We start from the raw sequence: 21,540 nt of genomic DNA on the forward strand, positions 1-21,540 counted from the left end.
GTTGCCGCCCATTGACTAGGCTGGTTGCCTGTGAGTACGCCCCGGTTCGTGAGTTTGCCCCCCGGCGTTCGCCGGACGACCGTCGAGACCCCCCGCGGCCCGTTCGCCGCGCTGGAGGCCCTCCCCGGATCGGGCGTGCCCGAACGCTGCCCCGCCCTCCTCGTGCCCGGCCTGACCGGCAGCAAGGAGGACTTCCTCGCCGTCCTGCACACCCTCGCCGCGTCCGGCCGCCGCGTCGTGGCGATCGACATGCGCGGCCAGTACGAGTCGCTGGGGCCGGACGACGCGTCCGCCTACACCCGCGCGGCCCTGGGCTTCGACATCGCCGCCGTGATGGACGCGCTCGGCCCCGATCCCGTGCACCTCGTCGGCCACTCCTTCGGCGGCCTGGTCTGCCGGGAGGCCGTCCTCGCCGGGGCCGCTCCCGCGTCATTGACGCTGATGAGCTCGGGCCCGTCCGCCGTCGGCGGCCAGGCCGCGGCCAAGGCCCGTGCCCTCCGCGACGCCATCCCCCAGCTCGGCATGGCGGAGATCTGGGCGCTCACCCTCGAACCCGGCTACCTCGGACGCGGTATCCAGCGCGAGATCGTCGCCTTCCTCAAGGCCCGCACGCTGGGGAACTCCGAGAACGGCCTCGTCCACATGTCGGAGGAGCTCCTCACCGCGCCCGACCGCGTCGACGAGCTGGCCAAGCACTGCGCCGACACGGACCTGCGCACCCTCGTCCTCTACGGCGAGGACGACGACGTCTGGGACCCCCGCCTCCAGGCCGCCATGGCCGAAGGGCTCGACGCCTCCAGGGTCGTCATCCCGAGCGCCGCCCACTCCCCCGCCTGGGAGGCCCCCGAGACGACCGCCGCCGCCCTCCGCGATCTCTGGTCCGACACCGAAAGGACCCTCAAATAGCGTCCGGCGGCGCCCCCTCTTACAGGCCAAGTCCCGACTGATCAACGGCATTCGCCGAATGTTCCCCTGCGCGATCTCCAACGGTAAACCGCGATCTCTAGCTTCCTCTTGCCAGAGCGCGAGCCGAAGGAGTGCGACATGCAGAGGAGCCCCGCAGTCCGGGGTCGCGGGATCCGGAAGACCTTCGGCGATGTGGTCGCGCTCGACGGCGTCGACCTGGAGGTGCCCGAAGGGGAGGTCCACGGCCTGGTCGGCCCGAACGGCGCGGGCAAGACGACGTTGCTGGGGCTGCTGCTGGGCCTGGCGGTCGCGGACGGCGGCCGCCTGGAGATCCTGGGGACGCCGGTCGGCCGGACGCTCGCCGTCCCCGGCGGGGTCGCGGGCTTCGTGGACGGCCCCGGCCTCTATCCGTCCCTCACGGCGCGGCAGAACCTCGCGGCGCTGGAAGCGCTGCGCGGGCACGACGCCGACGGGGCCGGCGGCAGCACCGACGGCGTCGGCGACGCGCTGGAGCAGGTCGGGCTGACCGACGTCGCCGACGACCGCGTCCGCGGGTTCTCGCTGGGTATGCGCCAGCGGCTCGGGCTGGCCGCCGCGCTGCTCACCGCGCCGCGGCTGCTCGTCCTCGATGAGCCGGCCAACGGCCTGGACCCCGCCGGCAAGCGCCACGTGCACCGCGTCATCACCCGGCTCGCCGCGGAAGGGACCGCCGTGGTCCTGTCCAGCCACCGGATGGACGACCTCGCCGCCCTGTGCTCCGAGGTCACCGTCCTCGCCACCGGCCGGGTCGTCTTCTCCGGGACGGTGGGCAAGCTCGCTGCGGAGAGCGGCGAACTGGACTACCGGCTGCTCACCTCGGACGCGGCGGCCGCCCGCAAGGTGGCGCTCGACACGCCGGGGCTCCACGTCCCGCTCGATCGCGGCGGCGACGAGCGGCCCGACCCCGGCGTACTGGTGGTCCGCGGCCCGGTGCCCGTGATCGAGGACCTGGTGGTGCGGCTGGTGCAGGCGGGTGTGGCGATGCGGGAACTGGCGCCCGTGGTGGCGCCGCTCGAAGCCGCGTTCCTCGCCCTGACCGAGAACGGACGGACCCCATGACGGCGACCGGCACGCCGCCCCGGACCGAGGCACGTCCCGCGCCGGTGCTGCGCGGCTACCGGTTCGAGCTGGTCAAGCTGCTCTCCCAGTGGCGGATCCGGTTGCTGCTGCTCGTCTGCTGGCTCGCGCCCGCGGCCTACGTGGGGGTGGTGAGCATGCAGAGCATGCTGCCCACCGACACGGTCTTCGGCCGCTGGATGCACGCGACCGGCTGGGCGGGGTCGCTGGTCGTCCTGGACTTCTCCTGCACCTGGGCGCTGCCGCTGCTGACGGCGCTGGTCGCCGGGGACGTCTTCGCGGCCGAGGACCGGCTCGGCACCTGGCGCCACCTCCTCATGGCGGTCCGCTCGCCGCGGCGGATCTTCGTGGCGAAGGGCCTCGCCAGCCTCACCGTCCTGCTGCTGCTGGTCGCCGGGCTGGCCGGGTCGGGCATCGCGGGCGGCCTGGCCGCGGTCGGCCACCACCAGCTCGCCGGCCTGGACGGCCACCTCCTCACCCCCGGTGACGCGGCCGGAACCGTCCTGCTCGCGTGGGCCTGCGTGCTGGCGCCGACGCTGGCGTTCGCCGCGGTCGGCCTCCTCGGCTCGGTGGCGCTGGGCCGCTCCCCGATGGGGCTGCTGACGCCCGCGCTCCTCGCCTTCGCGCTGCAGCTCGCGCAGCTGCTCCCGCTTCCGGTGGCCGTGCGGCTGGCCCTGCCGTCCCACGGCTTCCTCGCCTGGCGCGGGCTCTTCACCAGCCCGGTGCAGGACGGCCCCATCGTCATCGGCCTCGCGGTGAGCCTGGCGTGGGCGGTGGCCGCCACCGCGCTGGCCTACCGCCTGTTCCTGCGCCGCGACTTCACCGACCTGGCCTACGACGGCTCGGGCCGGCGGGTCCTCGTTGCGGGGGCGCTGCCGCTGGCCGGCCTGACCGTCCTCACCTTCGCGGTGGTCACCGGCACCACCTCGGCCGAAGGCTCGGGGATCGAGCGGCCCAAGGTGCAGGACTCGCTCGCCACGGCGTTCGCCCACCTCTACCGGCTGCAGACGCGGCAGCTTCACCGTCCGGACGTCACCGAGGCGCAGCTGCGGGCCACCGCGTCCTGCGACAAGGGCGGCTCCCGCGTCGCCGACGAGGGCCCGGGCAACGACTGGCGGTGCGTCGTGTCCTGGCACCTGCCCGGCGCGACCGCCGCGGGCAGCGCCGTCTACCAGCTCGACGTCACCGCGAACGGGCGCTTCGTCGCGGACGGGGACGGCCCCAAGGAGGTCAACGGCTACTTCCAGATACGCACCCCGACCGGGGACGCACCCAACCCCCTGTGGCAGTTCGACGGCCATGTCGACCTGCTCGCAAGTGCTCCGGAGGAATAGTCATGCACGTCACGCGCAAGCGTGTCGAGAAGGCCCGCGCCGGGTTCTTCGGCCCGCTCACCGGCCGCCGTGTCCGCCTCGTGGCGGGCGGCACCGCGGCTCTCGCCATCGCCAGTGGAGGCGTCTCCTACGCGTCCACCGGCGGGTTCGGCCACAACCGGGTCGGCTCCACCACCAGGGACGGCCTGCAGCTCGCCAGCGACCAGATCATCAAGCCGATCGGCGACCGGCTGCTCGTCGACAACGGCAAGCTGCTCGCCTCGGCGGTCAGCCCGGACGGCCGCCACCTGGCGGCGCTCACCAACGACCGGTCGATCGCCCTGACCATCGTCGACCTCAAGACCTACAAGGTGCTGCAGCAGGCCGGGACGGCCAAGACCGCCGACGTGCGCATCTCCAGCAACAACGTCGGCCAGGAGGGACCGGCCTACTCTCCGGACGGCAAGACCCTGTGGCTGCCGCAGATCGACGGCTTCACCCGCTTCCCGGTGAAGGACGACGGCACCCTCGGTACCCCGGTGTCCATCCCCATCGCCGCGCAGGGGTCGAAGAAGGCGCTGCCGGCCCAGGCCGTCTTCTCCCCGGACGGCGGCACCGTGTACGCCGCCGTCAACGGCCAGAACCGCGTCGTGGCCATGGACGCCGCCACTGGAGCGATCCAACGGAGCTGGACCGTGGGCACCGCGCCCCGCGGCCTGGCGCTGACCGGGGGCAAGCTCTACGTCAGCAACGAGGGTGGGCGTCCCGCCAAGCCCGGCGAGACGACGATGAACTCCTACGGCACCGAGGTGCCGGCCGACCCGGACACGGGCGCGACCACGACCGGCAGCGTCAGCGTGATCCACGTCGCCGAGCCGGACGCCCCGGTCACGTCCATCAAGGTGGGCCTGCACCCGACCGCGATGCACGCCGCTCGCGGCGCCCTCTTCGTCACCGACACGTTCGACGACCAGGTCTCGGTCATCGACACGTCCAAGGACAAGGTCGTCCAGACGATCGCCACCCGACCCTGGCCGCAGTCCAAGGTCGGCTACGCCCCGAACGGCGTGACGCTGACCAAGGACGGCCACCTGCTGGTCACCCTCGGCCGGGCGAACGCGGTCGCCGTCTACCGCTTCACCTCCGCGCAGGCGCCGGTCAGCTATGTCGGCCTGCTGCCGACGGACTACTACCCCGAAGAGGTGACGACGGCCGGCGACCAGGTGGTCGTCACCAACACCCGCGGCATCGGCGAGCGCGGCCCGACGCGCACGATTGACAAGGGGACCGGCACCAAGCCGGCCACGGGCCACAACACCCACGACTCGACCGGCACGCTGCTCCGCTTCCGGTTGCCTTCGGACCAGGCGATCGCCAAGTCGACGGCCACGGTCTTCAAGCAGAACGGCTGGGGCAAGCACGACGTCAAGGTGGCCCAGGGCAAGTCCCAGCACGCCGTGCCCGTCCCGAAGCGCCTCGGCGACCCGTCGACCATCAAGCACGTCTTCCTGCTGGTCAAGGAGAACCGGACCTACGACCAGTTCTTCGGCGACGACCCGCGCGGCAACGGCGACCCGTCGCTGGCGCAGTTCGGCAAGAAGGTCACCCCGAACCAGCACTCCCTCGCCCGCCAGTTCGGCCTCTACGACAACACCTACTCGGTCGGCACCAACTCCGCCGAGGGCCACAACTGGCTGATGCAGGCCGATAACCCGGAGTACACCGAGTCCGGCGCCGGCCTGTACCAGCGCAGCTACGACACCGAGGACGACGCGCTCGGCCACCAGCGCACCGGCTTCCTGTGGACGGGCGCCGCGGCCGCCGGCCGGACGGCCCGCAACTTCGGCGAGTTCACCCAGTTCCTGACCAAGCCCGCCGGCGCGACGTGGCAGAACTTCTACTGCGACGCCCGGAACATGGAGGCGACCGGTCAAAAGCCCGCGCTGAAGGTCGACAACCAGTCGCCGATCCCGTCGCTCAACAAGATCACGGCGCACGACTATCCGAAGTTCGACACCGACATCCCCGACATCTACCGGTACCAGATCTGGAAGCGCGACTTCGAGGCCAACGGCCCGGCCAACCTCAACATGTTCTGGCTTTCCAGCGACCACACCGGCGGGGCGCCGAACTCGGTCGCCCAGGTCGCCGACAACGACCTGGCCGTCGGCAAGATCGTGGACACGATCTCGCACAGCAAATACTGGAAGGACTCCGCGATCTTCGTGATCGAGGACGACACCCAGAACGGCGTCGACCACGTCGACGGCGCCCGCGGCCCCGTGCAGATCATCAGCCCGTGGGCCCGGCACGGCACCGTGGACAGCACCTACTACACGCAGATCACCATGATCCGCACCATCGAGCAGATCCTCGGGATCCAGCCGATGAACCAGAAGGACAGCGCCGCCAGCCCGATGGCCGGGGCCTTCACCCGCAAGCCCGACTACCGGCCGTTCAACGCGCTGCCCAACCAGGTCCCGCTCACCGGCGGCCTGTCCACCCCGCCGGAATGCGGCAACGACGAACCGTCCGGGACGGCGTCGGCGGTGCCCGCCGGCATGCGGCCCACCGTCGACGCCTGGAACGCCTGGAAGCGGAAGCAGCACCTGACCGGGTCGACCGCGGCCCCCGACCGCGCCAACCCAGCGCTCATGGACCACTTCACCTGGTACCAGGCGCACGACTGGACCACGCCCTACCCGGGTGAGAAGAAGATCCTCACCCCGGAGGAGGTCCCCGGACGCTACCTGCCGTCGCCGGAGACCGACGGCTGACGTCCGCACCGCACGGCCCGCCGGCGATCCCGGCGGGCCGTGCCGCATGTCATGCGAAGTAGTGGCCCTTGTCGAGGTCGTCGATGAGGCCGGGCTGGGTGGGCCGCCATCCGACCAGCTCGCGGGTCAGCGCGCTCGACGCCGGCGCGTCGAGGCCGATGAGCCCAGCCAGCCAGGTGAAGTGCCCGGCGGCATCCGCGGCGTCGACCGAGGCGACCGGGACGTCGAGTTGGCGCCCGATCACCTCCGCGACCTCGCGGATCGGCACCCCCTCGTCGCCGCTCGCGTGCAGCACCGTCCCGGCCGGAGCCTTCTCCAGCGCGAGGCGGAACAGGTTCGCGGCGTCGAGCACGTGCCCGGCCGGCCAGCGGTTGGCCCCGTCCCCGAGATAGCCGGAAACGCCCTTGTCGCGCGCAATGCCGACCAGGGTCGCCATGAAGCCCTTGTCGCCGTCCCCGTGGACGGTCGGGGGCAGCCGGACGACGGACGCCCGGACGCCCCGCGAGGCGAGCGAGAGGGTCAGCAGCGCGGTCTCCTGGCGGGCCCGCGGCCCTCCTCCCATTTCGGTGAGCGAGCCGGCGTCGAGCCCGTCCCGTTCGGTGATCACTCGTCCCGGCGGCAGTCCGAGCAGCCCGGACGCGAGGACGAACGGCCGGTCGGAGCCCGCGAGCGCGTCGCCGAACACCTCGACGGCGCGGCGGTCCGCGTCGGCGGCGTCCTGGAACCGGCCCTCCCCGAAGGCGACGTCGTGCTTGAACGCGAGGTGGATCACGCCGTCGGAGTCGTCGGCGGCGCTGCGCAGGACGTCCAGGTCGTCGAGGGAGCCCCGCCGCACCTCGGCACCGGCCGCCTCAAGGGCGGCGGCCGAAGCGTCCGACCGCGCGAGCCCGACGACCTGGTGGTTCGCACCGATGAGCTCGGGGACGACGGCGGACCCGATCCAGCCGGACGCCCCGGTGACGAAAACGCGCATGAGAAACCTCCAGTACCGCAACCGATGTCAGTCACTGTCATCGACAGTAGCACATCGATGTCAGTGACTGTCATCGACTAGTATTCCCGCCATGGGGCGATGGAAGCCGGACGCACGCGGCCGGCTCGAACAGGCGGCGCTGGACCTCTACGGCGAACGCGGATTCGAGAAGACCACCGTGGCGGAGATCGCCGCCCGCGCGGGCGTCACCGAGCGGACGTACTTCCGCCACTTCGCCGACAAGCGCGAGGTCCTGTTCGGAGGCTCGGGCGAACTCCGGGACATGCTCACGGGCGCCGTGGCCGACGCCCCCGCCTCCACGCCCCCGCTCGAAGCCACCGCCGACGCCCTGGAGACCATCAGCGCCGTCTTCCGGGGCAACCTCGACCGCACCCGCCGCCGCCAGGCGATCATCAACGCGAACCCGGAGCTCCGCGAACGCGAGGTGATCAAGATGGCCGCCTTCGCCACCGCCCTCGCCGAGACCCTCCGGCAGCGCGGCGTCCCGGACCCGGCCGCCGCCCTCACCGCCGAGGCCGGCATCGCCATCTTCAAGATCGCCTTCGAACGCTGGATCGCCGCCCCCGGCGAAAAGGAACTCCCGGAGTTCATCCGGGAATCCCTCAACGAACTGAAGGCCGTAACCGCCGCCGCCTGACCGCCCCCTCAGCCGCCCTCCGCATGGCGGTTAGCCGAAGCGGACACCCCGTGAACCCCGTCATCCGCCCGGGGACGAGCCGGAGCGCCCTGCGGGCCCCGAGTCCCCGGGACAACGGTGTGCGGCACCTCGAACCACACCCGCAGCCGCCCATCGTCCAACTGCTCGAAGCCCCACGCCTTGGCGAGCATCGAAAGGATCGGCAGCCCGCGCCCGTGCTCCCCGTGCGGGTCGTCGACGTGATGGGGAACGGTGGTGCCGCCGCCCTCGTCCGTGACCTCGACCCGGATGCTGGCCGTGTCCACGTAGGCGTCCACCTCCACAAGGTGGCCGCCGCCGTGGACGATCGCATTGGTCAGCGTCTCGGACAGCAGCAGAACGCTGTCCTCACACGCGCTGTGCTTCGCCCCGAGCAGCGGTTCGAGCCGTCCCAGCAGCCACCGCCGCCCGTTCACCACGTTCTTCGGCGCCGCCGGGACGACACACGTCCCCAGATGCTTCATCGGACGCGGTCCCTGCTCCGCTGACATCGTCGGACGCCCCTTCTCCAGGCACGCGAACGACCACGATCCACCAACATTCTTCCGTGATCACCCAGACACCGTGCGTGACTTCTCGCTACGGTCAGAGCATGGAGTGGACGCGCCGAATTTGTAAACCGGAAAGAGTGAACCCGCTCAAAAAATCATGGTCCGCCCGCTAGGCATATCCACAAACGGAGGTACCAACGTGGCAAGTCGGACGAGCCCCACGGTCCGCAGGCGGCGCCTCGCATCCGAGATGCGGCGCCTGCGGAAGGAGTCGGGAAGGACCCGAGAAGAGGCGGCCAGGTTCGCGGACATCGCGCCGGCCACGGTCAGCCGCATCGAGGCCGCCGTCCACGCCCCGAAGGTCGCCGACATCATGGCCCTCTGCAAGTTCTACGGACTGGACGACGACCGCACGGACGTCCTGGTCACCCTCGCCCGCCAAAGCCGCCAACGCGGCTGGTGGCAGAAGTACGGAGACGCGATCCCCGCGTGGTTCGAGGTCTACGTCGGCCTCGAAGAGGAGGTCTCCGAGATCCGGTCCTACCAGGCCGAGGTGATCTTCGGCCTTCTCCAGACCGAGGCATACGCCCGCGCCGTGATGCTTGCGGACGACAACGTCTCGCCCGACGACGGCGAACGCATGCTCGAAGTCCGCATGCGGCGTCAGAAGGTACTCGAAGGCTCCGATCGTCCGAGGCTATGGATCATCCAGAACGAGGCGGCTCTGCGCAGGGAGGTCGGCGGCCATAGCGTGATGTGTGAGCAGCTCACCCACCTCGCGGCACTCTCCCAGATCCCTGGCGTGACCATCCAGGTGCTTCCACTGGCCAGTGGCGCGCACCCCTCCATGCACGGCGCCTTCGAGATTCTGGGCTTCCCAGATCGACGCGATCCGGACGTCGTGTACGTTGATTACCGAAAGGGGTGCATTTATCTTGAAGAGTCGAGCGAGGTCGACGACTACGCCCAACTCTTCGACCAACTACGGGCAAGAGCCCTAGGCCCTGACGAGACCCGTGCCTTGATTGCCCGGCTAGCCGATCAGAAGGCGTGACTCGAGAAGAATGGAGGTCTCCATGACGGAGCTCTCCCAGCTCACATGGCGCAAGGCACGCAGTAGCGCCAACAACGGCTCCTGTGTTGAAGTCGCCATCTGGCCCAAGAGCGGCCACAACATGGGCAACCGTGGAGAGTGCGCAGAGGCTGGCGCATGGCGGAAGAGCAGCCACAGTGGCCAGAACGGTCATTGCGTGGAGGTCGCGGCGGACGAGGCTGTGGTGCTGGCGCGGGACTCCAAGGACCCGGACGGACCGGTGCTCGGCTTCACCGCCAACGCCTGGACCACCTTCCTCACCACCGTGAAGAACGGCCACCTCGACCTCCCCTGACCGCCCCCTCCCACCGTGAAGCGCGACCACCGCCTCGGTGGGCTCCGCGCTAGATCGGCTGCCCGCCAGCGCGGTCCCACTGGGGCCGGTCCCATTCGACGTACTCGATCTGGGCCCCACCGGGCAGCTTGGCGGTGAGGTTCCTGCCGGTGGGGACGGCCTGCGGGCCGCGCAGGATCTGCGCTCCGGTTCGGGTGAGCAGCGCCAGGCACTCGTCGAGGTCATCGACGATCAGCGTGGCCGCAGTAGCCCTGTACGGCTCCAGGGCCCGCTCATCACCTGCCACTACCAGCACCCGGCCGACGGTGGCCAGTTCCAGACCGTCCGACAGCCTGAAACGGGTACTGACCGGCTCGCCGGAGACCGCGGTGAGCGAGGCCAGCACAGCCTCCAGGTCAGCGGCGTAGACCCGCGAGTAGGTACGAAAGACACGCACGATCACCAGCAAGCCATGCGACGATCCGAATATTCCACCAGCAGGAACACGTCAGAACCCGACGAACCAGGCCCCGTAGGGTCGATCACGTGACCGACCCGAGCCAAGACCGGGCCCTGGCCGGTTACCGCTCACCGTTCAGTACGACGGTCTTACCTCCGCCGGTAATCGCGTAATACACGACCCGCTCTTCGGGCATGCTCGCCTAGTACCCTTCTTTCCGATAATTGCCAATTTCGTCAACACCCGAGGGAATCGGAATCCTGGCCGAGACTTCTTACTGAAACACGGCATTTGATAAAGAAAGCAGGTGAGCCGGGTGGACACGTCTCACGTCACCTGACGCAAGAGCAGCTTCAGCACCGGCAATGGAGGCAACTGCGTCGAGGTCGGGGCTTGGGGCAAGGCTAGCCACGGCGCAGACGAAGGTCACTACGTGTGGGTCACTGAGGCTTGGACAGCCTTCCTCACCACCGTCAAGACCGGCCACCTCGACCTCCCCGAGCCAGGGGTCAAGGGCGGGGTCTCGAACTGGGCTGACTTTCCGGGTTGGTCGGCCGTGCCCGTTTCGGCCAGGGATTCAGGCGTTCCAGGTCGGCGGCCAACCGCAGGAGGACATCTTCCTCGCCGTGTCGTGCCACGGCCTGCAGCCCCACCGGAGTGCCGTCGGCGGCGTGGCCCGCAGGGATGCTGATGGCGGGGTGTCCACTGATGTTGAAGGCCCAGGTCAGACTGACCGACATTGTGCTACCAGGGCCCTGATGCCCATGTGGAGGCCCCGGCGTCGTCGGCGTGAACAGCACATCGACATCGTTGAAGAGCTCTCGTAGTCTCGCGTTGTTGACTTGCCGGACGGTTTCGGCATCGGCAAGGTCATCGCCGGCGCCACGAATCGCAATCCAGGCAAGTTCGGGGTCGAGTAGATCGGCTCTGGCCCGATGCAATCGCACATGACCCGCGTCGGCCAGGTGACCAGCAGCCGCCCGAGCGATATCCGCCTGCTCTGAGTCGACATCGACATACCCCAGATTTGCGGACCAGGTGGCCGCGAGAACCTTGCTATGGGCGACTCCAATCGCTTCCTCCCCCAAGAGGACGGACACGTGCAGCGCGGCGTCCCTGGCCGAACGGACAATCGCACCGGGAACGTTGAGTCCCGCAGAATCGCGGGTCGGGAGCCGCCCATTGGTGGGTTTTAGTCCGATGGCACCGCACCAAGCGGCCGGGATACGGGTGGATCCTGCACCGTCACTCGCAGTGGCCAGCGGTACGACCCCCGCCATCACCGCCGCTGCGGAACCCGCCGAGGAGCCGCCCGGCGTCCGGTCTGAACGCCACGGGTTGACCGTCGGGCCGTGCTCTGTAAACCCCCATGTCTGCCACTCGGTGATCGATCTCGGCACGGAAGTGAGACCGATGACGACACAGCCTTCCTGCCTCAGCCGCACCGTCTGGAAATCATCCAGCCCGTCCCATGCCTTAACCCCGATGGGCACTCCGGCCAACCGTAACCGCTCCCCTTGGGCCACAACACGGTCGATCTCTTTCGCATCCGCCAACGCCTGCTCAGTGAAGTCTTTCCGGAACGCGCGCAGCCTCGGTTCGGCAGCCTGCTTCTGCATGAGCGCCGCTTGCGCAACCTCGACTGCCGAGACGTCCCGCCTCGCCACCAGCGCAGCAATAGCGACGGCATCCAACTCCGAATAGGCCTGCACCGCTAGAATTCCCAGCCGAGCTGAGCAAGCACAGCGGGGACCGGTTCCAGTTCAACGCCACTGAGCAATCGATTCACATTGGTTCCACTGAGCAGATGCTGCTCTGCGTAGGAGCCATGAAATCTCTCGCCGTCCCATTTCAAGTCAACCCGCGTGAATGTCTCATCACCGACATTCTCATAATACGAGAAAGGTCCGTGATGCGCCAGCCAGACCAGTTGTGCGGGCGCAGGATGGGACTGCTCTTGGAGGGAGCCGACGAGGGCGTCGGCGGCGCCAGCGAAATCGCCTACGATTCCACACCCGTCCAAATTGGTGCGGATTTCACTGAGCACCACGATCGGCACACCCGCCGGGGTGCCCAGAAACACCCTGGCCAAGCAATGAGCCGCTCCACCCCTAGAATGATCCCACTGAAGAATCTGTCTCACGTCAGCCGTTCTTTCGGAGGTCATCGCTCCTCCTTGTGAGTCGCCATCCAGGATTTTCCGGGTCAACGTCGATTTTGGCCATGCGTTCCATGAGAACGGCCATCTCCACCGGGCCTATCCCTCCGGGAACCGGGGTGATGTGCTGGGGTACGCCATAGACCTCCGATCGTACATCGCCGGAAACACCGCCCTGCCGGGGCACAAACCCGGAGTCCACGACGAGCAGGTGGTGCGGGCGGACGTGATCAGAGCCCAGGATGCCCGGCCGGCCGGTGGCCGAAACGATGATCTCCGCCTCACGCACCCGGGTAAGGTCATCCCCCTCCTCGAGTTCGAGTGGGTCAATGCCATTCTGTTGAAGGAAATGAACCACTCCTCGCCCCACGAAACCCCTGCTCCCAACGACGGCAACATTGTGGGTCTCGTCAGTAAAAGGCTCCACTACGCGCCATATGCCCTCGGCAGTTGCGCATGCTTCCTGCGGGGAGGTGTTGACAAGGGCATCGACGTCCTTGGCGGGCGCAAGATCTTGAACTACTTCTCGAAGTCTTGGTGGAGGTGGAAACTGGACGATGATGCCGCTCGTCGACTGGTCCTCACCTAGTTGTGCAAGGACATCGGCGAACTGCTCGGCCGAGGCATCAGATGGCAACAGGATGTGATTAGGCTCGTATCCAAGATAATTGAAGCTTTTAACCTTCTGCTCTGCGGAGACCCGAGACGCCTCCATCCGGCTCTGCCAGTCCGGAGACGCCTCCGGGGACGCCTCGAATCTGATGACGGCAACCTGGCGTTCCAGTCCGGCGATGGTAGAACGGTAAGGCTCGAAGAGCTCTTTAACCCCGCCCAGGATCTTGGCTCCGCGGATCTGATTACCATCCATCTGAATAGGTATCTCAGGGGTACGGCGCGAGCCTTCCGGAGCGGTTTCGTCGGCACCGGTCTGATCAACGTTCCCCGACTGCTCATCCCATTCGGACACGGGCGCTCCCGACGATCTGCAGTCACCCTCGGGGTCGGCTTGCGTGACCTCCCCGAACTGTCGCTTTACCCCCTCTCCCTGCGCTTCTTCGGGGGGCTGACCGTCGTCGTCTTGGTTGTCGTCCGCCTCGGCTGCCGAGCTCGAGGTATCGAGGTCCAAGACTTCCTTCTCCGACTCGGCAGAATCCGCCAGAGGCGTGGCAATGGGCTTCTCATCCTCCGGCGGGGCATGCTCGTCGTCGCGCTCGTCACGTTTCTCGCCCGTGTCCACGGAGCTCATGACGCCGCCCCAGCTTGCGACACGGGACGGCTGGCCCGGCTCGCCCGGCTGGTCGCGCCGATGCTTCCAGGTTCCCTCTTTGGCCGACGGCTTCTCGACGTCCTCTGGCTTGCCGTCGTTGCCACTGCCGGTTTTGTCGACGCCCACGCGTGGTCAGCCCTTTCGACTGCCGTACAAGTGTGGCGCCGGTGCCGAGGGCGGTGTCCAGTGCCCTGCGGGGTGCCGGCGCCGACTTACCTCCGAGAGGTTGGACCAATCCGACATGGCGAGTCAAGGTCACTGCACTGAGCGCCTGACGTCCGTCCGACCGTTATGACACGGTCTTCTTCGTCTCGGCCCTCCCGTGTGTCGCCGACCCGGGCGCTCGGCTCTTGGTACGCCGTCGCGGACGGGTGCGGCGGGTTATGAGCAGGGCTGCGGTCAGGAGTGCTGCGGTCAGGAGGATTGCGAACGCGACTGTCAGAGCGGTGGTGTAGCCGTGCACGGTGGCGGCATCGGCGGGGGCAGTGCGATGGGACGCCAGGTAGGTCGCGGTGGCGCCGGCTGCCAGGGTGTTCAGTAGTGCGATGCCCAGCGCGGCCCCGAGTTGCTGGGCGGCGTTGTACGCGGCCGAGGCGGCGCCGATGTCGTGTCCCTGCATGCCCTCGGTGGCCAGGCTGGCGGTCGGCGGCATGACGCAGCCGAGGCCGAGGCCGGTCAGGACCAGGGCGGGCAGCAGGTAGAGGGCGAGGACGTCGGTGGTACCGGCCGACAGGCGGGTGAGGATCAGCATCCCGGCGGCCGCGGCCAGCAGTCCCGGCACCAGCAGCGCGGCGGCCGGGACGCGGCCGTGCAGCTTCCCGGCGATGAGCATGGAGCCCACCAGCGCGGCCAGCGCGTTGACGATCAGCGTCAGGCCCGCCTGGACCGGCGAGTAGCCGAGCACCGTCTGCGTGTAGTAGCTCATGAACAGGTAGAACCCGAACATCGCCACGAACATCAGGGTGATGGCCAGGAAGGCACCGGCACGAACGCGGTTTGCCAGGACCCGCATCGGCAGCAGCGGGTTGGCCGCTCGCATCTCCACGACGATGAAGGCGCCCAGCAGCACCAGTCCACTGGCCAGCCACGTCATGACTTCGGTTGAGTCCCAGCCGAGGGGTTCTGCTCGGGCGAAGCCGTACACCACTGCGGTGAAGCCGGCGAGGCTGAGCAGCGCCCCGGCGACGTCCAGCCGTCCTCTCCCGATCGGACGGTCCGCGGGCACCAGCGTGACGCCGACCGCCGCCAGCAGCGCGATGGGGGCGTTGATGTACAGGCACCAGCGCCAGCTGGCGTACTCGGTCAGCAGGCCGCCGGTGACCAGGCCGACCGCCGAGCCCGCCGCACCGACCGCGGCGAACACTCCGAACGCCCGGCCGCGCTCACGGGCCTCGGTGAAGGTGCCGGCCAGCAGGGACAGCCCGGCGGGCGCGAGCACGGCGGCGAACGCGCCTTGCAGCGCCCGCGCGCCGAAGAGCATCGCCGGGTTCACCGCCGCCCCGCCCAGCGCGGACGAGGCGGCGAAGCCGACCAGCCCGATCAGGAACGCGCGCCGGTGTCCGAGCGCGCCGCTGACCCTTCCGCCGATCAGCAGCAGGCCGCCGAACGCGAGCGCGTAGGCGGTGATCGCCCAATGCCGGTCCCCGTCCGACATCTCCAGCGCCCGCTGCGCGGACGGCAGCGCGATGTTCACGATCGTGCCGTCCAAGACGACCAGCAACTGCGCCGCGCTCACCACCGCCAGCGTCCACCACCGCCCGCCGGACGTCCGTCCGCGTCGTTTTCCGTTGTCTTCGAGATCCATGAATTCGAGTCTTACGTTGAAGCGACCCCGGAGACTTTCGGCCGTCAGCGCCCCGCCGACCAGAGCCGCACCGCGCACAACCCTCAAAGCATGGTCGAACCCGGCATGATGGCCGGGTGGACGAGAGCTCAGCGGCTCGGTCGGCGATCATCCTCGGCATCGACGACCTGCGCCCCTTGCCGAGGGCCACGCGGATCGCCCGCACGAGCCACGAGGGCGTCCTGCTTCTTGACGAGCATCGCGACCAGGAGATCGACGAACTCTGGCTCGACCACGATCTGGGCGGCGACGACAGCATCATGCCGGTCGTGGCCCTGCTGGAAGAGACGGCGTTCGACGGCCGCCCGTTCAGGATCGGCATGATCTTCGTCCACAGCGCCAATCCCAGCGGCGCGGAAACGGTGGTCCGAGTACTGAGGCGCTGGGACTACCGAGTCCGGCGCGCGACCGCCTAGGCCCTCGACAGCCCAAGGCCCGGCCTTGGCAGGTCCGGCGCGAGGAGCGACCCGCCGCCCCGTTTCGGGGGTACGGCCCGCGCGCCGTGTCCCCCGAAACGGCCGCGACCGGTTAGGCGCGGCCCCCGTCGTAGATTGAGACGATGGTCGCGGTCTGGAGCTTCTTGTGTCCCTTCGCATTGCCCTTGACGACCGCCGTATAGGTCCTGGTGGTCCAGCTCAGGCTGTACTTGATCTTCAGCTTGTGCTTGGTCGAACAGCGGTTGTGCCAGTACGTCGTCACAGAGGTGTTGCCGTCTCCGTAGGACCAGGCGAAGCAGCCGTTGACCCCGCGGTGGGTGGACGCCTGCGCCGGGGCGGCGCCGATGCCGGCCCCTAGGGCGGCGGTCGCGATGGCGGCGGCGACGACGGCGATCCGCGTCCGCCGACCGGCTTTCTGAGAACGCATGGACATGGGAGTCCCTTCCTTGTGAGGTGGTCATCTCGCCGAGACGAACTCGCGCATCAGACCGTCCGGCCGTCCGGCCCATCGGCATCGTGCTGTGATCAACGAGCCGACCTCGTCATGATCTTGCTGGTGGCGCGCCCAGGTGCGAGGTGGGTATGAGCGAGTGGCGGCCGGCTCGATGTGAGTCGTCAGGTCGGTGACTGCCGGGAAGGGTCCAGGAGGACGCCCGGGTTCAGGATTGCCGACGGGTCCAAGGTGGATTTGACGGCGCGGAGGGCCGAGGCGAAAGGGTCGGGGCGTTGGAGGTCGTACCAGGGGCGGTGGTCGCGGCCTACGGCGTGGTGGTGGGTGATCGTGGCGCCGTGGTCGGACAGCACTTGCGATACCGCCGTCTTGATCTCGTCCCATTGCGCCACGGTCGAACCCCAGCGGCCGGCGGCGTACACACCGAAGTAGGGGGCGGGGCCGTCCGGGTAGACGTGGGTGAAACGGCAGGTCACCACGCCCGGAGTGCCGAGCGCGCGCATCGTCCCTTGTGCCGTCGACAGGACGGCCTCGCGCAGGGCAGGGAAGGCTCCCCAGGTGCAGGCGGTTTCGAAGGTTTCCACGATCATGCCGTGGGCGGCGAGGGCGTCGCGCTGGTAGGGCATGCGCAGGAACGCGGTGCGCCAGGTGTCGGACGCGTTGCGGGCCGAACGTGGCTGCGGGCGTCCGCCGTAGTCGCGGCAGAGTTCGAGCGCGCGGTCCAGGGCCGCCTCGACCGGGTGGTCGGCGGACTCGAAGCCCAGGACGAGTACCCCGCCCGGCGAGTCGGTACCGGCGTTCAGCAACGCCTCCATCGGGTCGAGCAGGCGGCAGTTGGCCGGGTTCAGCCCGGACTGGGCCACACCCCGGGTCGCCGTGACGGCGTCGTCGTAGCGGTCGAACAGGACCGAGGCCCCCGCCCGCCACCGGGGCCGCTCCTGGAGGCGCATCCATGCTTCGGTGATGACGCCGAGGGTGCCTTCCGAGCCCAGGAACATCCGGTCCGGGGACGGCCCCGCGCCCGAGCCGGGCAGCCGCAGCGACTCGCTGACGCCCACCGGAGTCACCACCCGCATGGACTCGACGAGGTCGTCGATGTGGGTGAGCACGGTGGCGTAGTGGCCGCCCGCCCGGGTGGCGAGCCATCCGCCGAGCGTGGAGAACTCGAACGACTGCGGGAAGTGCCGCAGCGTCAGCCCGTTCGGCCGCAGGCGGTCTTCCAGGGCCGGGCCGTAGATGCCGGCTTGGATCCGGGCCGCCCTGGCGGTGGCGTCCACCTCGACCACTCCGGCGAGCAGGCCCAGGTCGAGGCTGATCACGTGCGCGCCGTCCAGCCGTGGCTCGACGCCCCCTACGACGGAGCTGCCGCCACCGTAGGGGATGACCGCGATCCGGGCATCGGCGCACCAGTCCAGGACGTCGACCACGTCGCGTTCGCTGCGTGGCCGGACCACCAGGCCGGGGACCTCCCCCACCTCGCCCAGCAGGTTGCGGACCACGTCGCGGAACGCCTTGCCGCGGGCGTGCCCGACCCGGTCGGCCACATCGTCCGAGCAGAGTGCGGCCAGGGCGGCGGGCGGGACGATCCGCGGCGATCCGACATTCAGGTCACCGATCGCCGGAGGCTCGTGGTCGGCCAGCTCGGCGTCCGGCAGGAGTTCGGCCACCCGGCCGATCAGCGCCGCCCGCTCCGCACCCGCGACCGCGTCCTCCAGGTCGCCCCAACCCCACCAAGACCGCATCCCACCATTCTGGGGGCCGCCCGCCTTACTCGGCGACCGCTCGCCTGGGCAGCTTCCAGCCGGGGCGGGGGAAGTGGCACGTGTAGCCGTTCGGGTACTTCTGCAGGTAGTCCTGGTGCTCGGGCTCGGCCTCCCAGAAGTCACCCGCGGCGGTCACCTCGGTGACCACCTTGCCCGGCCACAGGCCGGAGGCTTCGACGTCCGCGATGGTGTCCTCGGCGGTCTTCCGCTGATCGTCCGAGGTGTAGAAGATCGCGGAGCGGTAGCTCGTGCCGATGTCGTTGCCCTGCCGGTTCACGGTCGTCGGGTCGTGGATCTGGAAGAAGAACTCCAGCAGGGCCCGGAAGTCGGTCTGGCCGGGGTCGTAGACGACCTCGATGCTCTCGGCGTGGGACCCGTGGTTGCGGTAGGTGGCGTTGGGGACGTCGCCGCCGCTGTAGCCGACCCGTGTGGAGACCACTCCGGGCTGCTTGCGGAACAGGTCCTCCATCCCCCAGAAACAGCCGCCCGCGAGCAGCGCTCTCTCGGTTGCCATGTTCTCTCCTCTCGCTTCTCCTCCAACTAGCGGGACCCCACCCGGATTCCCGGAGGCCCAGCATCCCGCATCGCTCAGGCCAGTTCGAGGCCGCCGTCGAGGGTGAGGACCTGGCCGGTGAGCCAGGTGGTGGACGGATCGGCAAGGCGGAGGATCCAGGTGGCCACCTCGACGGGGGTGCCTCGGCGGCCCAGCGGGATGCGGGACGCCTCGTCCCGCTTGATCTGCTCCACGGCGGCCGAGGGCAGGCCGGCGGCCGCAAGGGCCTCGCTTTCCGTCGGGCCGGGGGCCAAGGCGTTCACGCGGATGCCTTCGGATGCCAACTCCAGCGCCCATGTCCGGGTCAGTTGCTCCAGGGCCGCCTTGGACGCGGCGTAGTGGGAGGCGCCGGGAAGGGGGCGGTGACCGTAGGTGCTGGAGACATTGACCACCGAACCCTTGGTGGCCCGCAGGTGGGGCAGCGCCGCCCGGGCGAGGAGGCTCGGCGCGGTCACATTGAGGTCGAAGAGCGCGGCCATGCCTTCGGAGGTGATCTCGGCCAGGGGCATGACCTTGGTCGCGCCCGCATTGTTGACCAGGACGTCCAGACGACCCCGGAGACCGATCGCGGCGTCGATCACTGCCTCCGCCGCGGTCGCTTCCCGGAGGTCGGCGGGATGGACGGTGATCGACGGGTGGGCGGCGGCTGTCTCCTCCAGCGCGTTCTTGCGTCGTCCCACGCCGAGGACCTGGGCGCCGGCGTCGGCGAAGCCCTGGGCGGCGGCGCGGCCGATGCCCGAGCCCGCGCCGGTGACGATGACGGTCTTGCCGGTGAAGTCCACGGGAGTCCTTTGTTCGATGTTCGGCGAACATCGAACAAAGTACCATCGGGGGCATGAGGCAGGCGCACCATCCCAGGCCGGACGAGATCGGCCTGATCGACGTGCTGGGGGCGCTCAACGACCCCATCCGGGTGGGGCTGGTGCGTGTGCTCGCCGACGGGCGCGAGCGCGGATGGGGCGAGCTGCGGGCGCCCGTGGCCAAGTCGACGCTCAGCCATCATCTGCGCGTCCTGCGCGATGCCGGGGTCACGCGCACCCGGCAGGAGGGGACGCGGTGCTTCGTGGAGCTACGGCGGGACGATCTGGACGCCCGCTTCCCCGGGCTGCTGGACGCCGTGCTCGGCGCGGCCCGGGGTGACGATGTGGGCGGCCATGTCGGCTTGAACGGCGGCTAGGGCGCCGGGGTGAGGTCGACGAGGATCATCCAGTTGGTGCCGGCCTCTTCGTAGCCGGCGCGTACTCGATAGCGGCCGGGGGCCAGGTCGATGATCAGGTGGTTGCCGGGTTCGGGGGTGGCACCGGCCCAGGGCGAGTCGAAGAGGACGATCGGGCCGTCCACGTCCCAGGCGAGTTCCTCGTCCCATGTGAAGGCGCGGACGGCCTCCTTGGCCGCGAGGACCAGTTCCTCCTCCGAGTTCGCCGCCACCCAGCGGAGGAAGAGGCGCTGGTCGGGCAGGTAGGTCGTCAGGGCGGGCTCGTCACCGAGGACGAGGCCCTGGCCTGCCCCGATATCGACCAGGCCGATGTAGCCCTCGACCGCGCACGCGCGCCCGTAGTCGCCCCAGCTCTCGACGGGACCGTCGTCGTCGGTCACGCCCTCCCAGTGGACGAGCTGCGACGCGGGCGCGGCCAGCAGCGGGCCCCCTGCGGACTCGACCCAGTCCATCGGCACAGCCTCTCGTCGGCGGAGGCGTCACCGTACAACATGGGTCGGACAACTTCCCTCTGACGTGGGGATATGTCAGATTGGAGGTAGTTGGCACGGTGTGGCGGTGCGGCGGACCTGCGAGGGGGAATCATGCGCAAGGTAGCCGACTGCAGGGACATGCCGAGCGAGTCGGGCTGCACGCTCACCATCAGCGGCGAGGAGGACGAGGTCGTCCGCGCCGCCGCCGAGCACGCGGCCTCGGTGCACGGGCACACCGACACCCCGGAGCTCCGGGACGAGATCCGCACTCACCTCAAGAACGAGCAGGCGATGGCCCGGGGTTGACCCGCACAGTCCGTACGAGGGCGGATGCCAAGGATCAACGATGAGTTCCTGCCGGTTCGGGAGTCTCCATCTCGAACCGGCAGACCAGGAGGATCCATGACGTCCGTTTCGTCCCAGCCCATCGTCCGAACCCTGCGGGTGCCCGACGGGCGCCTGCACTACGAGCTGCGCGGGCAGGGCCCGCTCGTGGTGCTCGTCGGCTCGCCCATGACCGCCGACGCGTTCGCGCCGCTCGCCGACCTGCTCGCCGGGAGCCGCACCGTCCTCACGACCGACCCGCGCGGGATCAACCGCAGCCCCCTCGACGACCCCGACCAGGAGTCGACGCCGCCGCTGCGCGCCGGCGACCTCTCCCGGCTGATCGCCGACGTGGACGCGGGGCCGGCGGCCGTGTTCGGGTCCAGTGGCGGGGCGTGCACCGTCCTCGCGCTGGCGCAGGCGCATCCGGAGCAGGTCAGCGCCGTCATCGCCCACGAGCCGCCGCTGAACGAGCTGCTGGACGACCGCGACGAGCTCCATCGGGCGACCGAGGAGATGATCGAGATCTACCTGGGCGGCGACGTCCTCGGCGCGTGGCGGAAGTTCATGGCGACGTCCGGGCTCATGATGCCGGACGCGATGCTGGAGGACGTGTTCGGCGGCGACCGCGACCCCCGGCAGGTGGCGGACGAGCGCTGGTGGTTCGAGCACGAGCTGCGCGGGACGACTCGCTGGAAGCCCGGCGTCGAGGCGCTGCGCGCCGTCAAGGACCGGATCGTGGTCGGCATCGGCGACGCGTCGCCGGGGCAGCTCTGCGACCGGACGTCGCGAACGCTGGCCGGCGCCCTCGGCATCGAACCCACGATCTTCCCTGGCGGCCATACCGGCTTCGCCGAGGACCCGGCCGCGTTCGCCGGCCGGCTGCACGGTCTCCTGCCCTGATTCGCGGGGGCGGTGTCGCGGGCCCCTCCATGTAATGACACACTTACTTTAG

At 69.4% G+C, this 21,540-nt stretch carries 23 protein-coding genes and 1 pseudogene; 12 read left to right on the plus strand and 12 right to left on the minus strand.

The features are described from left to right. The first annotated feature begins 30 nt into the window (after positions 1-30). From E1293_RS08590 to E1293_RS08605, 4 genes are all read left to right on the plus strand, one after another. Entirely contained in the window at positions 31-906 is an 876-nt protein-coding gene (locus E1293_RS08590) for an alpha/beta fold hydrolase (protein ID WP_132195657.1), read from the plus strand. A 138-nt stretch (positions 907-1,044) separates the two neighbouring features. Then, positions 1,045-2,004 (plus strand): ABC transporter ATP-binding protein, encoded by a 960-nt coding sequence (locus tag E1293_RS08595; RefSeq protein ID WP_132195659.1) that lies wholly within the window; start codon positions 1,045-1,047, stop codon positions 2,002-2,004. Beyond that, the gene (locus E1293_RS08600; RefSeq protein WP_132195661.1) at positions 2,001-3,356 is read left to right on the plus strand and encodes an ABC transporter permease; all 1,356 of its coding nucleotides are present in this window, start codon (positions 2,001-2,003) and stop codon (positions 3,354-3,356) included. Before E1293_RS08595 ends, E1293_RS08600 begins: the two co-directional genes overlap by 4 nt. A 2-nt stretch (positions 3,357-3,358) precedes the next feature. Then, positions 3,359-6,112, plus strand: a complete 2,754-nt coding sequence (locus E1293_RS08605; RefSeq protein ID WP_132195663.1) for a bifunctional YncE family protein/alkaline phosphatase family protein — start codon at positions 3,359-3,361, stop codon at positions 6,110-6,112. Between the two features lie 49 nt (positions 6,113-6,161). Here E1293_RS08605 and E1293_RS08610 read toward each other — a convergent pair whose 3' ends face one another. Continuing rightward, positions 6,162-7,085 carry an SDR family oxidoreductase gene (locus E1293_RS08610; protein ID WP_132195665.1) on the minus strand — a complete coding sequence of 308 codons (924 nt, stop codon included), beginning with the start codon at positions 7,083-7,085 and terminating at the stop codon, positions 6,162-6,164. A gap of 91 nt (positions 7,086-7,176) precedes the next feature. On the opposite strand from E1293_RS08610, the gene E1293_RS50135 reads away from it, so the two are divergent. Then, positions 7,177-7,743 (plus strand): TetR/AcrR family transcriptional regulator, encoded by a 567-nt coding sequence (locus tag E1293_RS50135; RefSeq protein ID WP_132195667.1) that lies wholly within the window; start codon positions 7,177-7,179, stop codon positions 7,741-7,743. An 8-nt stretch (positions 7,744-7,751) separates the two neighbouring features. Here E1293_RS50135 and E1293_RS08620 read toward each other — a convergent pair whose 3' ends face one another. Next, positions 7,752-8,246 (minus strand): ATP-binding protein, encoded by a 495-nt coding sequence (locus E1293_RS08620; protein ID WP_165978144.1) that lies wholly within the window; start codon positions 8,244-8,246, stop codon positions 7,752-7,754. Positions 8,247-8,430: 184 nt separating this feature from the next. Between E1293_RS08620 and E1293_RS08625 the strand changes: the two genes are divergently transcribed. Beyond that, positions 8,431-9,327 carry a helix-turn-helix domain-containing protein gene (locus E1293_RS08625; RefSeq protein ID WP_279473041.1) on the plus strand — a complete coding sequence of 299 codons (897 nt, stop codon included), beginning with the start codon at positions 8,431-8,433 and terminating at the stop codon, positions 9,325-9,327. A gap of 22 nt (positions 9,328-9,349) precedes the next feature. After that, positions 9,350-9,661, plus strand: a complete 312-nt coding sequence (locus tag E1293_RS08630) for a DUF397 domain-containing protein (protein WP_207938737.1) — start codon at positions 9,350-9,352, stop codon at positions 9,659-9,661. A 49-nt stretch (positions 9,662-9,710) separates the two neighbouring features. On the opposite strand, the gene E1293_RS08635 is transcribed toward E1293_RS08630, so the two are convergent. Further along, positions 9,711-10,109 carry a VOC family protein gene (locus E1293_RS08635; RefSeq protein WP_207938738.1) on the minus strand — a complete coding sequence of 133 codons (399 nt, stop codon included), beginning with the start codon at positions 10,107-10,109 and terminating at the stop codon, positions 9,711-9,713. A gap of 343 nt (positions 10,110-10,452) precedes the next feature. Between E1293_RS08635 and E1293_RS50140 the strand changes: the two are divergent. Further along, positions 10,453-10,566 (plus strand): annotated as a pseudogene (locus E1293_RS50140) (hypothetical protein); the annotation flags it as partial. A 43-nt stretch (positions 10,567-10,609) separates the two neighbouring features. On the opposite strand, the gene E1293_RS08645 reads toward E1293_RS50140, so the two are convergent. From E1293_RS08645 to E1293_RS08660, 4 genes are all read right to left on the minus strand, one after another. Further along, positions 10,610-11,812, minus strand: coding sequence for an amidase (locus E1293_RS08645; RefSeq protein ID WP_132195675.1), 1,203 nt, complete (start codon positions 11,810-11,812; stop codon positions 10,610-10,612). Positions 11,813-11,814: 2 nt separating this feature from the next. Continuing rightward, positions 11,815-12,159, minus strand: coding sequence for a hypothetical protein (locus E1293_RS08650; RefSeq protein WP_132195677.1), 345 nt, complete (start codon positions 12,157-12,159; stop codon positions 11,815-11,817). 85 nt (positions 12,160-12,244) lie between these two features. Then, on the minus strand, positions 12,245-13,651 hold the full coding sequence (locus E1293_RS08655) for a tetrahydrofolate dehydrogenase/cyclohydrolase catalytic domain-containing protein (protein ID WP_132195679.1): 1,407 nt from the start codon (positions 13,649-13,651) through the stop codon (positions 12,245-12,247). 163 nt (positions 13,652-13,814) lie between these two features. Continuing rightward, positions 13,815-15,329: an MFS transporter gene (locus tag E1293_RS08660; protein ID WP_132195681.1), complete on the minus strand. Its 1,515-nt coding sequence runs from the start codon at positions 15,327-15,329 to the stop codon at positions 13,815-13,817. Positions 15,330-15,445: 116 nt separating this feature from the next. On the opposite strand from E1293_RS08660, the gene E1293_RS08665 reads away from it, so the two are divergent. Continuing rightward, complete coding sequence (locus E1293_RS08665; protein WP_132195683.1) at positions 15,446-15,784, plus strand: cyclic-phosphate processing receiver domain-containing protein; 339 nt, start codon at positions 15,446-15,448, stop codon at positions 15,782-15,784. 112 nt (positions 15,785-15,896) lie between these two features. Here the strand turns inward: E1293_RS08665 and E1293_RS08670 are convergent, their stop codons facing one another. The 4 genes from E1293_RS08670 to E1293_RS08685 all read right to left on the minus strand — a co-directional run bounded on the left by E1293_RS08670 (position 15,897) and on the right by E1293_RS08685 (position 19,354). Continuing rightward, complete coding sequence (locus E1293_RS08670; RefSeq protein WP_132195685.1) at positions 15,897-16,232, minus strand: hypothetical protein; 336 nt, start codon at positions 16,230-16,232, stop codon at positions 15,897-15,899. Positions 16,233-16,420: 188 nt separating this feature from the next. Continuing rightward, positions 16,421-17,998: an FAD-binding oxidoreductase gene (locus E1293_RS08675; protein WP_132195687.1), complete on the minus strand. Its 1,578-nt coding sequence runs from the start codon at positions 17,996-17,998 to the stop codon at positions 16,421-16,423. A 25-nt stretch (positions 17,999-18,023) separates the two neighbouring features. Next, entirely contained in the window at positions 18,024-18,533 is a 510-nt protein-coding gene (gene msrA / locus E1293_RS08680; RefSeq protein ID WP_132195689.1) for a peptide-methionine (S)-S-oxide reductase MsrA, read from the minus strand. Positions 18,534-18,607: 74 nt separating this feature from the next. Beyond that, positions 18,608-19,354 carry an SDR family NAD(P)-dependent oxidoreductase gene (locus E1293_RS08685; protein WP_243716105.1) on the minus strand — a complete coding sequence of 249 codons (747 nt, stop codon included), beginning with the start codon at positions 19,352-19,354 and terminating at the stop codon, positions 18,608-18,610. 53 nt (positions 19,355-19,407) lie between these two features. Here E1293_RS08685 and E1293_RS08690 point away from each other — a divergent pair, with 53 nt between their 5' ends. Then, a complete protein-coding gene (locus E1293_RS08690) occupies positions 19,408-19,749 on the plus strand; it encodes an ArsR/SmtB family transcription factor (protein WP_207938739.1) in 342 nt (113 codons plus the stop codon). Here E1293_RS08690 and E1293_RS08695 read toward each other — a convergent pair. Further along, on the minus strand, positions 19,746-20,240 hold the full coding sequence (locus E1293_RS08695; RefSeq protein ID WP_132195695.1) for an Imm21 family immunity protein: 495 nt from the start codon (positions 20,238-20,240) through the stop codon (positions 19,746-19,748). The two genes, E1293_RS08690 and E1293_RS08695, sit on opposite strands and share 4 nt — an antisense overlap. A gap of 132 nt (positions 20,241-20,372) precedes the next feature. Between E1293_RS08695 and E1293_RS08700 the strand changes: the two genes are divergently transcribed. Then, a complete protein-coding gene (locus tag E1293_RS08700; protein ID WP_243716106.1) occupies positions 20,373-20,567 on the plus strand; it encodes a DUF1059 domain-containing protein in 195 nt (64 codons plus the stop codon). 96 nt (positions 20,568-20,663) lie between these two features. Continuing rightward, positions 20,664-21,488: an alpha/beta fold hydrolase gene (locus E1293_RS08705; RefSeq protein WP_132195697.1), complete on the plus strand. Its 825-nt coding sequence runs from the start codon at positions 20,664-20,666 to the stop codon at positions 21,486-21,488. Positions 21,489-21,540 lie beyond the last annotated feature (52 nt).

It is taken from the genome of Actinomadura darangshiensis (assembly GCF_004349235.1).
Lineage (GTDB): Bacteria > Actinomycetota > Actinomycetes > Streptosporangiales > Streptosporangiaceae > Spirillospora > Spirillospora darangshiensis.